This is a genomic window from Bradyrhizobium sp. DOA9 (genome assembly GCF_000617845.2).
Lineage (GTDB): Bacteria > Pseudomonadota > Alphaproteobacteria > Rhizobiales > Xanthobacteraceae > Bradyrhizobium.
Map to the genome: position 1 here is coordinate 1516007 of NZ_DF820425.1, position 13527 is coordinate 1529533.

The 13527-nt window shown below is 65.4% G+C and carries 13 protein-coding genes and 1 tRNA gene; 4 read left to right on the forward strand and 10 right to left on the reverse strand.

From position 1 onward, the window contains the following. Nucleotides 1-5 precede the first annotated feature (5 nt). A complete protein-coding gene (locus tag BDOA9_RS07050; RefSeq protein WP_025033237.1) occupies nucleotides 6-491 on the forward strand; it encodes a Crp/Fnr family transcriptional regulator in 486 nt (161 codons plus the stop codon). On the opposite strand, the gene BDOA9_RS07055 is transcribed toward BDOA9_RS07050, so the two are convergent. Continuing rightward, nucleotides 430-1257 carry a metallophosphoesterase family protein gene (locus BDOA9_RS07055; protein WP_025033238.1) on the reverse strand — a complete coding sequence of 276 codons (828 nt, stop codon included), beginning with the start codon at nucleotides 1255-1257 and terminating at the stop codon, nucleotides 430-432. The genes BDOA9_RS07050 and BDOA9_RS07055 overlap by 62 nt on opposite strands. A 207-nt stretch (nucleotides 1258-1464) precedes the next feature. Between BDOA9_RS07055 and BDOA9_RS07060 the strand changes: the two genes are divergently transcribed. Both BDOA9_RS07060 and BDOA9_RS07065 read left to right on the forward strand, forming a co-directional pair. Continuing rightward, nucleotides 1465-2151 carry a DNA-3-methyladenine glycosylase I gene (locus BDOA9_RS07060; protein ID WP_025033239.1) on the forward strand — a complete coding sequence of 229 codons (687 nt, stop codon included), beginning with the start codon at nucleotides 1465-1467 and terminating at the stop codon, nucleotides 2149-2151. A gap of 203 nt (nucleotides 2152-2354) precedes the next feature. Next, a complete protein-coding gene (locus tag BDOA9_RS07065) occupies nucleotides 2355-2645 on the forward strand; it encodes a hypothetical protein (RefSeq protein WP_025033240.1) in 291 nt (96 codons plus the stop codon). A 100-nt stretch (nucleotides 2646-2745) separates the two neighbouring features. Here BDOA9_RS07065 and dinB read toward each other — a convergent pair whose 3' ends face one another. Next, complete coding sequence (gene dinB, locus BDOA9_RS07070) at nucleotides 2746-3846, reverse strand: DNA polymerase IV (RefSeq protein ID WP_025033241.1); 1101 nt, start codon at nucleotides 3844-3846, stop codon at nucleotides 2746-2748. Nucleotides 3847-4053: 207 nt separating this feature from the next. On the opposite strand from dinB, the gene BDOA9_RS07075 reads away from it, so the two are divergent. Continuing rightward, entirely contained in the window at nucleotides 4054-4263 is a 210-nt protein-coding gene (locus BDOA9_RS07075) for a hypothetical protein (protein WP_025033242.1), read from the forward strand. Nucleotides 4264-4362: 99 nt separating this feature from the next. On the opposite strand, the gene BDOA9_RS07080 is transcribed toward BDOA9_RS07075, so the two are convergent. The 8 genes from BDOA9_RS07080 to BDOA9_RS07115 all read right to left on the reverse strand — a co-directional run bounded on the left by BDOA9_RS07080 (nucleotide 4363) and on the right by BDOA9_RS07115 (nucleotide 13487). After that, nucleotides 4363-5133, reverse strand: a complete 771-nt coding sequence (locus tag BDOA9_RS07080; protein ID WP_042335572.1) for an alpha/beta fold hydrolase — start codon at nucleotides 5131-5133, stop codon at nucleotides 4363-4365. A 279-nt stretch (nucleotides 5134-5412) separates the two neighbouring features. Further along, a tRNA-Arg gene (locus BDOA9_RS07085) sits at nucleotides 5413-5489 on the reverse strand. Between the two features lie 62 nt (nucleotides 5490-5551). Then, nucleotides 5552-6589 carry a sensor domain-containing diguanylate cyclase gene (locus tag BDOA9_RS07090; protein WP_025033243.1) on the reverse strand — a complete coding sequence of 346 codons (1038 nt, stop codon included), beginning with the start codon at nucleotides 6587-6589 and terminating at the stop codon, nucleotides 5552-5554. Next, on the reverse strand, nucleotides 6589-9729 hold the full coding sequence (locus tag BDOA9_RS07095; RefSeq protein WP_025033244.1) for a bifunctional diguanylate cyclase/phosphodiesterase: 3141 nt from the start codon (nucleotides 9727-9729) through the stop codon (nucleotides 6589-6591). The genes BDOA9_RS07090 and BDOA9_RS07095 overlap by 1 nt, the downstream gene beginning before the upstream one ends. Before the next feature lie 176 nt (nucleotides 9730-9905). Then, on the reverse strand, nucleotides 9906-10991 hold the full coding sequence (locus BDOA9_RS07100) for a branched-chain amino acid ABC transporter permease (RefSeq protein WP_025033245.1): 1086 nt from the start codon (nucleotides 10989-10991) through the stop codon (nucleotides 9906-9908). Next, nucleotides 10988-11998: a branched-chain amino acid ABC transporter permease gene (locus BDOA9_RS07105; protein WP_025033246.1), complete on the reverse strand. Its 1011-nt coding sequence runs from the start codon at nucleotides 11996-11998 to the stop codon at nucleotides 10988-10990. The genes BDOA9_RS07100 and BDOA9_RS07105 overlap by 4 nt, the downstream gene beginning before the upstream one ends. After that, nucleotides 11995-12717 (reverse strand): ABC transporter ATP-binding protein, encoded by a 723-nt coding sequence (locus BDOA9_RS07110; protein WP_025033247.1) that lies wholly within the window; start codon nucleotides 12715-12717, stop codon nucleotides 11995-11997. The genes BDOA9_RS07105 and BDOA9_RS07110 overlap by 4 nt, the downstream gene beginning before the upstream one ends. After that, nucleotides 12714-13487, reverse strand: coding sequence for an ABC transporter ATP-binding protein (locus tag BDOA9_RS07115; RefSeq protein WP_025033248.1), 774 nt, complete (start codon nucleotides 13485-13487; stop codon nucleotides 12714-12716). Before BDOA9_RS07115 ends, BDOA9_RS07110 begins: the two co-directional genes overlap by 4 nt. Nucleotides 13488-13527 lie beyond the last annotated feature (40 nt).

Sequence of the window (13527 nt, forward strand, 5' to 3'; positions counted from 1 at the left end):
GTACGATGCGTGCAGTCCTCGATTATTGCACCGGCGGAACGGAGCGGCAGCTTGCCGCCGGCACGATCATCGTCGCCGAGGGGGGCACCTCCGGCCATCTCTTCGTGCTGATGCAAGGCAGGCTCGAGGTGCTCAAGGGCGAGATGGTGGTCGCCACCGTCACCGAGCCCGGAGCGGTGCTGGGCGAGATGTCCGTGCTGCTGGGCCAGCCGCATACGGCGACGGTGCGCGCCTGCTCCGATGCCGTCATTTATGAATTCGAGGACGCCGCCTCTTTCCTCAAGCAGGAGCCGGGCATCGCCTTGCTGATCGCAAAAATGCTGGCGCAGCGGCTCAACGTCGCCAATACCTACCTCGCCGATTTGAAACGGCAATATGCCGACCACGGCACGCATCTGGCCATGGTCGGCGAGGTGCTCCAGAGCATGATCAACCTGCCGCCGCTTGAGGTTTCGCCAGGCTCGGATCGGCAATCCGATCCAAGAATGTGAGCCAGTCCGGCGGCGCCTCGATGGCGGCGGCGGGCCGCTGCAGCGGCGCACTCAGGTCGATCCACTGCGCCTCGCCGGCCGCCAGCCAGAAGGCCTTGTCGGCATCGAGATCGAGCACGATGTAGGTCGGGGGACGGCCGGGTTGCAGGCCCGTGTTGAAGACCCAGGTCTGGCTCAGCCGGTCGAACCACGATCCATTGCTGATGAAGGGCGATTGATGCACATGGCCCGAGATCACCATCGACGGCTGGTATTGCATGATCCACTGCACCAGCTCGACGTCGCCGAAGAAGCGCTTGCCGCCCCAGCTCGTCGGTGAATCCGCCGGCGGCGCGTGATGCGCCCAGATCCAGCGCGGAGGTCTGACGGCCGCGGCATCACGCAACTGCGCGATGAGACGTTGCTTGACCTGAGGTCCATCCCACCACGGGCACACGGTGAACAGGGTATCGCCGACGTTGAGGCTGTCGCCGTCGCAGGCGATGCCGAGCTCGCGCACCTCCGAGATCCAGCGCGAAATCTTCTCGCCTTCGGCGTTACGCTCGTCGAGGTCGTGATTGCCCGAGCAGAGGATCACGCGGGTCGTCGCGGCGAGCAGCGCGAGGTACTTCTTCACCACAACGATCTGGGCGCGGAAATCCACCATCGAGCCGATGTCGAGCGCGTCGCCGGCGAAGATCACGAGGTCGAATCGCGGCGCCGCGCTGACCAGCCAGTCGAGCTGAGGCAGCGAATAGTGCAGGTCGGCCACGACCAGGCAGCGCATGGAAAATCCGACGGCCAGAGATCAAAATGTCAGGGAATTCCAAAACGGCATAAAGCAAGAAGCAGACCAGCCCGGCCGCCCCTTTGCGTCAATCCAATGAGCGACAGCATGCTGCGTCCCGGCGCGGAGCGCAAGGGGCGGCAACGCGGGGGCTGGACCGGATCGCCGAATTCTGGTGTCGTGGCCTGCCTCAACACCTGTGTTCACATGACCCCCTTCAAGACCATTCGCGCTCGCGCCGAGAAGCGCAAGGGCGGGCCCAAGGCGCTGGACAAATTGATGCCGGCCAAGCCGGACCTCAAGCGGCTGGCGAAGCTCGGGGACGATCGTATCCTCGCCGAAATGACCAAGCGGGTGTTCTGCGCCGGCTTTGCCTGGAGCGTGATCGATTCGAAATGGGACGGCTTTGAACACGCCTTCCTGCATTTCCAGCCCGCCAAGCTCACCTTCCAGCCCGAAGACTATTGGGAAGGCCTGCTGCGCGACGCGCGCATCGTGCGCAACGGTGCCAAGATCATGTCGGTGCGCGACAATGCCGCCTTCGTGCAGGAGATCGCGAAGGAGCACGGCAGCTTCGGCAAGTTTCTGGCGAAGTGGCCGTCGTCCGACGAGATCGGCCTGCTCGATCTCCTCACCAAGCGCGGCAGCCGGCTGGGCGGCAACACCGGCCAGATGCTGCTGCGCTTCGTCGGCTGGGATGGCTTCGTGACGTCGAAGGACGTGGTGGCCTGCCTGCGCGATGCCGGCCTTGATATCGCCGAGGAGGTCAAGTCGAAGGGCGATCTCGCCAAGGTGCAGGCGCAGTTCAATGCCTGGGCCGAGGAGACCGGCTTGCCGTACACCTATCTGTCGCGCATCTGCGCGCTGTCGGTCGGCGAGAACAGCAGCGAGTAGCGCGTCGATCGACCGATCGTGTAAATCCTGTGGCGATCTTGTGCTGCGAACGCGGCCGATGAAACCGCGCGATCACGAAATACATTTCGCAGGAACATTTGTCCGCAGCCCCTGTTCGGGACTCTGAGCCAGGCGCACAAGGGCGCAGGGAATGCTCGCTCCCGCCTGGCTCGATGAAAGCGGATACAACAACGGAGCAGCTCATGAAGCTCACATCTGAACAGGTGAAGCAGACCGTCAACCAGCTCGGCGCTCAGGTGCTGCCCGACGAACATCCGGCGATGCCGCAGCTCAACAGCATGTTCGGCGAGCACACCTTCTTCGTCGACGAGATGGGACTCAAGGTTCTCGAGCCGACGGCGTCGCCCGGCAGCGACCAGAGCGGCGAGGTCGTCAGCCTCGCCGATTGGGGCGATTCCGACCTGACGCGGTTGATGGCGCATGAGCCCGAGCCGACCGGCGTGATCGTGGTGTTCGAGCAGATGAAGCATTGAAACGGCCCCGAGCGCGATCGACCTCCATGGGTGGCGGATCGGACGATCCGCCGCCGTTCGTCACGCTTGGTGCGCTCCGTCGCCGAAGCTTGGGCCGCGTTCAGATGCCCAGCGTCAGCTGCGGCTCCGCCTCGCCGGCGGTGTGGAGCGAGGAAAGCGAGACCCCCAGCAGCCTGACGCGCTTGGGCAGCGGCATCTCGGCTTCTAACAGGCCGCAGGCCAGCCGCTCCAGCTCGTCGCGTCCGGCAATGGCCGCCGCGACGGATCGGCTGCGCGTGATGATCTCGAAGTCGGCGAACTTGATCTTCACCGTGACGGTGCGGCCGCGATTGCCGGTCGCCTCGCAATGCCGCCAGACCTTGTCGACGAGCGGCCTGAGCTCGGCGACGAGCGCATCGAAGGCGTCGAGGTCGGTCGAGAACGTGTTCTCCGCGCCGACGGATTTGCGGGTCCGGTTGGCGCGCACGGGCCGCTCGTCGACGCCGCGTGATATCCAATAATAATACGCGCCCGACTTGCCGAAATTCGCGTTCATGAATTCCAGCGACTGGTTGCGGATGTCGCGGCCGGTGAACAGGCCGAGCGCGTTCATCTTCGCCGCCGTCGCCGGACCGATGCCGTGGAATTTGCCGACCGGCAGCGTTTCGACGAAGGCCGGTCCCATCTCCGGCGAGATCACGAACTGGCCGTCGGGCTTGCGATGATCGGACGCGAGCTTGGCGAGGAACTTGTTGTAGGAGATGCCGGCCGACGCGGTGAGGCCGGTCTCGGCCTTGATCTTGGCGCGGATCTTCAGCGCGATGTCCCGCGCCAGCGGGATGCCTTGCAGGTTCTCCGTCACGTCGAGATAGGCTTCATCCAGCGACAGCGGCTCGATGATGGGCGTGTGCTCGGCGAAGATGTCGCGGATCTGCCTGGAGATCGCCTTGTAGACCTCGAAGCGCGGCCTGACGAAGATCAGATCGGGACATTGCCGCTTCGCCGTCACCGACGGCATGGCCGAGCGCACGCCGAACTTGCGGGCTTCATAGCTCGCGGCCGCGACGACGCCGCGTGCCGCGGAGCCGCCGACCGCGACCGGCTTGCCGCGCAGCTCCGGATTGTCGCGCTGCTCCACCGACGCGTAGAACGCATCCATGTCGATATGGATGATCTTGCGCACGGCCACGGGGGCGCCAGGCATCGTATCGGATTCGCTCATGGCAAGATGATACAATCGCGTGAAAAGAAGCGCGAGGTGATGGGTGCGTCAGTTGTCGATGCGAGTCGCCTTTGCCGGCGTGCTCAGTGCGGCCATCCGGCGTTCGAATCGAGGCGTTCAGCCTCGACGGGTTCAAAGATCAATCTCAGTCTTGTGAGTGGCAAGCCCAGGGAGGTGGTCCCATATGAGCCCGCGGAGGACAGGTTCATGCAATACAGCTCCGAGCTCATTCACACGATGCGTCAAGCGCTGGAGGCCGTGATGGCGAGCGTGCCGGCCCATCAATCCGTGTTTGGCCTGAAAGCGGCCGTCGCCGAATGCATCCTGAAGGCCGCCGCACACGGCCAGACCTCGTACGACGGATTGGTGACGGCTGCGTCCGATCAGCTCCAGGCGATTGTGGCGATGCTGACGTGAGTGTCGGCACGATCTCGTCCGATCTTGGTCCGCCCTGCCAATGTGTTGTCCTCGTCGCGGTTGGCAAAGGTCACGCTCATGCAAAGTTCATTCGCGTCTTCACACGTAAAGCGAGATGAATCGATCGATCATGGCGTCGATCTGCTCCGGCACCTCGAGCGACAGGAAATGCCCGGAGCCAACGGCCTTGGCCGTAACCAGTTGCGGGCAGAGTGCCGCAAAGCGGTCCAGATCGGCGAGCCGATGGGCGGCTTCGATATACAGCACCGGGACGCGGCATGCTTGGGCGCACTGACCCGCCCGATGCATATCCCAGGGAAACAGACTCTTGAACGTCGACACCAGCACGTGCTGTGGCGTCGCCAGGAAGGTCTGTTCGACATGGGCGTGGCATCTGTCGGTCGGCAGACAGGAGTCAGTCACGATTTTTCGTACCTCGTCCGCAAAGTTCGGCCCCTGCAGGCCCTCCAGGTAGCTGGTGAACACCGCTCCCGCCGAGGCAGGGAAGAGCACCCCGGAATCGAGCAGCACCAGCCCGGCGGGAAAATCCGGGTAACGGGCCGCAATTTCGAGTGCCATGTTGCCGCCCATGCTTTGGCCCACGATGACCGGCTTCGTTATCTCTTGGCGGACACACAGCCAGACGAGATCCTCGGCGAAGCCTTCGATCGAGTAGTCCTGGTGCGGCTTGTCGCTCTCACCGTGTCCTCGCAGCTCGGCATTCAATGCACGACCGTGCCGGCCGAAGTACTCCATCTGTGGCGCAAAGTGGGTGCGATCCCCGCCAAGGCCATGGACGAACAGGAACTGAGGCGATCCCTTCCCGGCGATATCGAACGACAGTTGGATACCTTCACGCGCGAGCTTCATTGGTCATCTCCGTATCCACCGGCATTCCAGGCTTCTCGGGCAATGATGCGGGTAAGGGGGCTGGGGCGACCCGTCGATCGCTGACGTCAAGCCTCAAACGGCTCCTTGCAATCGCGTATGGCCAATCTTCGAGGCGTGTCCTAGCGCGTGGTCCGGAAAAGTGTGAAGCGGTTTTCCGGAAAGACGATGTTCAAACAACCACCTAGAGCGCGATGACCACTCATCTCAATCGCATCGTGCTTCTAGGAGAATCACGCGGCCTCGCGCAAATTCCTGAGCTGGCGCACCCGACACGATTCGAACGTGTGACCTTTGCCTTCGGAGGGCAACGCTCTATCCGGCTGAGCTACGGGTGCTAGTGGAACGTTCCTTAGCCGATTGGCGCGGGGCGGGCAACCGCTTCTCGCCGTAGCGCGCTTCAGGCCGTTTTGCGCCTGAACGGGGCCGGAACCCGCTTGCCGCCGAGGGCGGCGAATTCGGCAAGCGCCCGTTCGGCGCAGACGACGCGGTTGCGGCCGAGGCGTTTGGCGGCATAGAGCGCCTCGTCGGCGGCGCCGAGCAGCCGGTCGGGGCCGCCGTCGTCACCGCCGGGAATGTGGCTGGCGACGCCGACGCTGAGGGTGACGTGATCGCCCGCGCCCATCGCGCCATGGGCGATCGCCAACGCCATCACGGCGCAGCGGATCTCCTCGGCCACCACGCAGGCGCTGTCGCAATCCATCTCGGGGAGGATCAGCGCAAACTCCTCGCCGCCATAGCGGCTGGCGAGGTCGAGCGGGCGCACCGCGTGGCGGCTGACGACGGCCGCGACCGCGCGCAGGCATTCGTCGCCGTTCTGATGGCCGTGCTGGTCGTTGAACAGCTTGAAATGGTCGACGTCGACGAACAGCAGCGCCAGCGGCTTCTGCGTGCGCTGGGCGCGGACCCATTCGCTCGTTAGCATCTGGTCGAAGGCGCGGCGGTTCGCCAGGCTCGTCAGTCCGTCCTTTGTGGCGAGCTCCTTCAGCGCCATCTCGGCGCGCTTCTGGTCGGTGAGGTCGCGCAGCGTCTCCACCACCGCGATCAAATTGCCGGCCTCGTCGTGGATCGGGCCGGCGTCGATGGCGAGATAGAGCTGGCTGCCCAGCTTGGGCATCACGCACCAGTTCTCGGCGGAGAAGCCGAGCCCGTTGTGGCCGCGCGCGGCGTATTCCGAATAGTACTCCGGCAGCTGCTCGGGCCGGTCGAGCGCGACGAGGTCGGCAAGGCAGGGGCGCTTGGTCTCGTAGAACGCCTGCCAGTGCCTGCTGGTGCCGATCACCTCGGCGGCTCCGACGCCGGTCAGCCGCTCGCAGGCCCGGTTCCAGATCACGACCCGGCGTTTCGGGTCGATCACGAAGGTCGGCACCACCAGGTGCTGCATCAGCCGCACCGCGTAGGAATCGGCGACATCGAGCGTCTTGCGCGACTTCGCCATCAGGCCACCGCGGCCACGGGCATGGCCCCGGGCGAGCCATCGCCTGCGCCGAACAGCTTGCGTACCTCGCTGGCCGGCTTCGGCGCGCTGAACAGATAGCCCTGCATCTGGGTGCAGCCGAGCGCGCGCAGCATGTCGCGCTGCGCCTCGGTCTCGACGCCTTCCGCGACCGTCGTCATGTTGCTGGCGGCGGCGATGTTGACCACGGCCTGCACGATGACCGGCGAGCCGGTGGCCTCGGCGATGTCGACGACGAAGCAGCGGTCGATCTTGATCTTGTCGAACGGGAAGCGCTTCAGATAGCTCAGCGAGGAATAGCCGGTGCCGAAATCGTCGAGCGCGATGCGCACGCCGATCGACCGCAGCTGGTGCAGGATCGAGAGCGCCGCCTCGTCGTCGCGGATCAGCACGGCCTCGGTGATCTCGAGCTCGAGCCGGCGCGGGTCCAGCCCGGAGGCGGCCAGCGCGCTCGCAATCCGCAGCGCCAGCGTGTCGCATTTGAGCTGCACGGGCGAGACGTTGACCGCGACGCGCACATGCGCCGGCCAGGTCGCGGCCTCGTTGCAGGCCATGCGCAGCACCCATTCGCCGAGCTCGGTGATCAGGCCGGTGTCCTCGGCGACCGGAATGAACTCGGCCGGCGACACCATGCCGCGCTCGGGATGGCGCCAGCGCAGCAGCGCCTCGCAGCCGGAGACTTCGCCTGAGCGCAGGTCGACCAGCGGCTGATAGTGAATCTCGAAGCCGCCGTTGACCAGGGCCTGGCGCAGGTCCTGCTCCATGGTCAGGCGCGCCTTGGCGCTCGCATCCATCGCCGGCTCGAAGAACCGGTGGGTGCGGCGTCCTTCGGCCTTGGCGCCGTACATCGCGAGGTCGGCATTCTTGATGAGTTGATCGAGGTCCAATCCGTCCTGCGGCGCCAGCGCGATCCCGATGCTCGCGTCGGTGGAGAGCTGATGGCCGAGACAATGAAAGGGCTGCCGGATCGCCTGGTAGATCCTCGCCACGAAGGACATCACGTCCGCGGGCGATTGGATCCCGGTCTGGATCACCGCGAACTCGTCGCCGCCGAGCCGCGCGATCAGGTCGCCCTGCGTCAGGCAGCCGCGCAGCCGGGAAGCGATCGCCTTCAACAGCTCGTCGCCGACGTGGTGGCCGAGCGAATCGTTGATGCCCTTGAACTCGTCGACGTCGATGTAGAGCAGCGCGAATTGGCAGCCGTCCGCGAGATGCGCGAGCTGGCGTTCGATCTGCTCGCGGAACAGCGTGCGGTTCGGCAGGTCGGTCAGCGCATCGTAGTGCGCCATGTGCGCGATCTTCTCGTCGGCCCGTCGCTGCTCGGTGACGTCCTCGACGACGTTGATGATGTAGCGCGGCTCCCCGGTCTTGTCGCGGATGCCGATCCGGCGCGAGGTGATGTAGCGCCGGCCGATCGCCGGCGTATTCCAGATGTGTTCATCCAGGAACAGCCCGTCCGGCGATTGCAGCAGCTTGTCGTCGTCCCGGGTGATGACTCCGGCGTCGTGTGCCGGGTAGAGGTCGAAAGCGGTCTTGCCGACGATGGTCCCGGTGGAGTCGACGAGCTGTTCCTCGGCCACCCGGTTGGCGAGGAGGTATCGACGCGTCCGGGCGTCCTTCACGGTGATCCGGGAGGGGATGTGGTCGATGATCTCGCGCAGGAAGGTATAGTTGCGGTCGCGCTCCTGTTCGAGGTTGCGGCGCTCGGTGATGTCTTCGATGGTGGCGACCCATCCGCCCTGCGCGAGCGGGGTGTTGATGACCTGGAAGGCGCGGCCGTCGGCCAGCTGATGAACTCTCGTGGAGACCGTGCCTTCGGCGACGACCCTCATCACGTCGGCGCAAAATTCCTCGACATCGCCGTCGAACGCACCACGCTCCTGGCGATGGTACATCGCCTCGCGGATATGGCAGCCGGGCTTGATGACGTCGTGGGACAGGCCGAACATGTCCGCATAGCGCCGGTTGCAGGTCACGATGTATCCGGCGGCGTCGTACAGGATCAGCCCTTGCGACATGTTGTTGAGGGCGGTGTCGAGCCGCAGCCGTTCGGCCTCGATCCGCTGCTGGGCCTCGCGGTTCTGCCGGTTGATCTGGCGAATGATCAGATAGAGGATCATCGCGATGATTGCGGCCGAGAGCATCGCGGTCATCACCAGCAAGCCGGTCTGCTGGCGCCAGTCCGCAAGTGCCGCTGCCGTGGTGTTGGTGGCGATGATGACCAGCGGGAAATGCTTCAGCGACGCGGCCGAGCCGAGCCGCTCCTCGCCGTTGATGGGGCTCTTGCCGCGGAGCGTCAGCTGACCGCCCTGGGCCAGCACCTTCTGCATCAGCGGCCCCTCCTTGAAGCTCCGCCCGATCAGCTCCTCGACATGCGGATAGCGCGCCAGCATCTTGCCCTCGCGATCGAACAGCGAGATGGCCGTGCCCTCGGCGAGCGCGACCGATGCGAAATATTGCTGATAGCTGTCCGGGTCGATCCGCCGCACCATGGCGCCGAGGAAGGTGCCGTCCGCGCCGCGCAGCCGGCGGGCGATGACCGTGGTCCATTTGCCGATGATAAAGCTGCGGACCGATTCCAGGATGACCGGCTCGGCAGCCGGATTGAATTTGAACGACTGGAAATAGGCGCGCGAGGAGACGTTGATCTTGGGCAGCGGCTGGGCCCGCGACCAGTTGATCAGATCGCCCTCGGCGTCGTAGATCGCGATATCGCCGAGATACGACACCGAACTGATCTTGCTGCGCAGCATCTGGTTTGCCGCAGGCCCGGACATGCGCTCGCGGAACATCGCAGGCGAGGTGATCTCCGGCAGGCTCATCTGGCCGATCAGGTCGGCGGCGACGGAGTCGGAATCCTCGAATTGCTGATCGAAATGCCGCGCGATCAGCTTCACCGTGTTCTCGAGCTCGCGTTCGCGGTTGGCGAGGGTTCGCTCGCGAAACTCGCCGATGGCGATGGCCGTGGTGACGAAGATTCCCGCCACCAGGAACACGCCGCACAGGGTCAGCCAGAGGACGGGACCACGCCACGCGACGGGACCACGCCGCGCCAAGCCCTCCCAGCCGTTCCTCGCGGCTAGAGACATTCCGGTTGCTACCCTGGCAAAGACCTGGCGCATTCCCCCTCCCTGGAGGGACAGGAATACACCGCACAAATGGCGCAAACCTTAGGAAAGCCAGTTACCTAAGCATTAATCCGGCTGCTGCGATCGCATCCATTGCAGCGCCGCGGGCATCACGCGCGAGGCTTGCGCTGCGCGGGCCGCGACCGTCGCGCTGCATCATGAATCAACGGTTAATGCGAGGGGCTTGCGGTCTTCTTGCCGCCGCCCTGGCGCAGCCGTCCGACCACGCCGGTCGGGAAGAAATAGACGCTGGCGATGAACAGCAGCCCGAGCCACAGCAGCCAGCGATCGGGATGCAACAGCCCCGGCAGCAGCGGCAGGCCGGCTTCCGACGCCGCCGTGGATGCGACGCCCATCAGCGATTGCAGATAGTTCTGGGCGAGGATGAAGATGGTGGCGCCGATGATCGCGCCGTAGATCGTGCCCATGCCGCCGATCACCACCATCAGCAGGATGTCCAGCATGATCGAGAAGCTGAGCGAGGTGTCGGGTCCGGCATAGCGCAGCCACAACGCATTGAGGATGCCGGCGCTGGCGGCGACGAGGGCGGCGAGGCAGTTGGCGTAGGTCAGGTGGAACACGGTGCGGAAGCCGAGCGCCTCGGCGCGAAAGCGGTTCTCGCGGATCGCCTGCAGCACGCGCCCGAACGGCGAGTTCACGACGCGGAGCAGAGCCAGGATCATCAGGCCAGAGATCGCGAACACCAGATAGAAAGTGAGGATGCGGCCGTTGATCTCGAAGCCGAACAGGCTCTTCGAGATCAGCACGGTGCCCGGGCGCAGCAACTCCGGCAGCTGGAAGCTGCGCCCGTCCTCACCGCCGGTGAGCCAGGACAGCTGCGAGGCCAGCACCTGGAAGGCCGAGGCGACCGCGAGCGTGATCATGGCAAAGAAGATCGCCGCGACGCGCAGCGAGAACAGGCCGATCGCGAGCGCGAGCAGGGCGGCGAGCGGCAGGCCGACGACGATGCCGGTGGCGACCGCTGCCCAATTCGGACCCATCCCGTACAGCGCGATCGCGATGGCGTAGCTGCCGATGCCGTAGAACATGGTGTGGGCGAACGACACCGAGCCGGTATAGCCGAGCAGGAGGTCGTAGGAGGCGACGAGGGCTGCGAATATGCAGATCTTGGCCGCGACGTTCAGCGCCTTGGCGCCCGGAAACAGGAACGGCGTCGCCGCCAGCGCCAGGATGATGACGAGGAGGAGGAGCGTGAGGACGCGGCTCTTCGGCGGATCGCCCGAGAGGATCATCATCGGCTGGTCACCGCATAGAGGCCGCGCGGCCGCCACATCAGGATGGCGACCATCAGCAGGATGTTGGAGACGAGGGCGAGCTTCGGCACCAGGAAGCCGCCGTAATTGGCGACCATGGCGACGAGGATGGCGCCGATGAAGCAGCCGCCGATCGATCCCAGCCCGCCGATGATGACGACGATGAAGATCAGCACGGTGAGGTCGTCGCTCATGGAGGCGTGGACCTGCTCGCGATAGAGCGCCCACATCACGCCGCCGAGGCCGGCCAGCGCCGATCCCGTCATGAACACGCCGAGGAACAGGCGGCGGATGCGATAGCCGAGCGCCTCGACCATCTCGCGGTTCTCGACGCCGGCGCGGATCAGGAGGCCGAGCTTGCTGCGGTTGAGCACGAGCTGGATCGCGATGAAGATGCCGAGCCCGATCAGCATCGCCAGCACGCGGTACTTGGCGATGGCGACGTCGCCGAGGATGAACGAGCCGCGCAGCGAGGCCGGCAGCGGCATCGGAATGATCTGCGGGCCCCACAGCGCATAGAGCGTCTGCTCGGCCACGATCAGGCCGCCGGTCGTCATCAGGATCTGCTTCAGGTGCTGGCCGTAGACGGGCAGGATCAGCACGCGCTCGACGACGAGACCGAGCGCGCCGGAGACCGCCATCGAGAGCAGCGCGGCCGGAGCCAGCACCGCGAGGTTCGCCAGAAGCGAGTCGGCCTGGATGGAGGCCGCGAACGGCGCCAGAACGAGCGTGGCGACATAGGCACCGACCGCGATGAAGGCGCCATGGCCGAAATTGAGCACGTCCATCAGGCCGAACACCAGCGTCAGCCCCGAGGCCATGATGAAGATCATCATGCCCATGGCGAGGCTGGCGACGGTCAGGGTCAGCCAGGACGAGGTCGATCCGATCAGCGGGATCATCAGCAGCGCGAGCGCCACCGGCAGCAGGATCGGCGCGAGGTCGCGCTTCGGCTTCGGCAGCGGATCGGTTGCGGCAAGGTCTGTCACTGATGCGTCTCCAGGCTCAGGCCGAGCAGCCGCTCCTGCAGCGGCACGTCGGCGGCGAGCGCCGCCATCTCGCCGCGATGGACGATGGTGCCGTTGTCCATGACCAGTACGTTGTCGCCGAGCTCGCGGGCGGCAAAGAAGTTCTGCTCGACCAGGAGGATCGTCGCGCCCTTGCGCTTGATCTCCTTCAGGCACTCGATCAGCGCCATCACGATGGCGGGCGCGAGGCCCTTGGTCGGCTCGTCGATCAGGAGCAGCTTGCGCGGCTCGACGATGGCGCGGGCGATCGACAGCATCTGCTTCTGTCCGCCCGAGAGGCTCCCCGCCCGCGACAGCCAGAAGCGCCGCAGCGCCGGGAAGAAGCCGAAGATCCAGTCCAGCTGCTTCTCGTCGAGCGGCGCGTCGCGCGCGGCCAGCACCAGGTTCTCCTTCACCGTGAGATCGGAGAACACCGCCATGCTCTCCGGCACGTAGCCGACGCCGAGCCGCGCGATGTCCGGCGTCGCAAGGCTCTCGATGCGCTGGCCGGCGAGGCTGATCTCGCCTTTCGAGGCCTGCCACAGGCCCATGATGGTGCGCAGCGTCGTGGTCTTGCCGGCGCCGTTGCGGCCGAGCAGCATCGTCACCTGTCCTTCCGGAACGGCGAGATCGATCCCCTGCAGGATGTGATAGCGCCCGATATGGGTGTGCACGCCGGACAGTTTGAGGAGATCGGTCATCCGACGCTCTCCGCGGTCTTGGGCGCGACGCCGAGATAGGCTTCCTGCACGATCGGCGAGGCGATCACCTCGGCAGGCACGCCGTCCGCCACCAGCTGTCCGTTATGCAGCACGATGATGCGGTCGGCGAGCGAGCGCACCACGTCCATCTTGTGCTCGACCAGGAGGATGATCTTGCTCCTGTCCTGCTTGAGCTGCGCGATCAGGTTCAGGACGATCGGCACCTCGTCGATGCTCATGCCGGCGGTCGGCTCGTCGAACATGAAGACTTTCGGCTCCAGCGCGATCATCAGCGCGACCTCGAGCTTGCGCTGGTCGCCATGCGACAGCGCGGTCGCAGTGACGCCGCGGCGGCTGCCGAGCGCAACCTGGTCGAGGATGCTGTCCGCGCGCGCGATCAGGTCGCGGCGCACCATCCAGGGCCGCAGCATGTCGTAGTGTGTGCCATTCGCCGCCTGCACCGCGAGGCGGACATTCTCTTCCACCGTCAGGTTCGGGAACAGATTGGTGAGCTGGAATGCGCGTCCGAGACCCGCGCGGGTCCGCATCGGTGCGGAATGCTGGGTGATGTCGGTGCCGTCGAACAGGATGCTGCCGCCGGATGCCCGCAGCTGGCCCGAGATCAGATTGAAATAGGTGGTCTTGCCGGCGCCGTTCGGCCCGACGATGGCGGTGAGCTCGCCCGGCCGAAACGTGCAGGAGACATTGTTGACCGCGACATGGCCGCCGAAGCGGATGGTGAGGTCGCGGGTTTCGAGGGTGAGCGGCATGTTCGTAAGGTGTCTCGGCTGGGCGGTACACCTCTCCCCG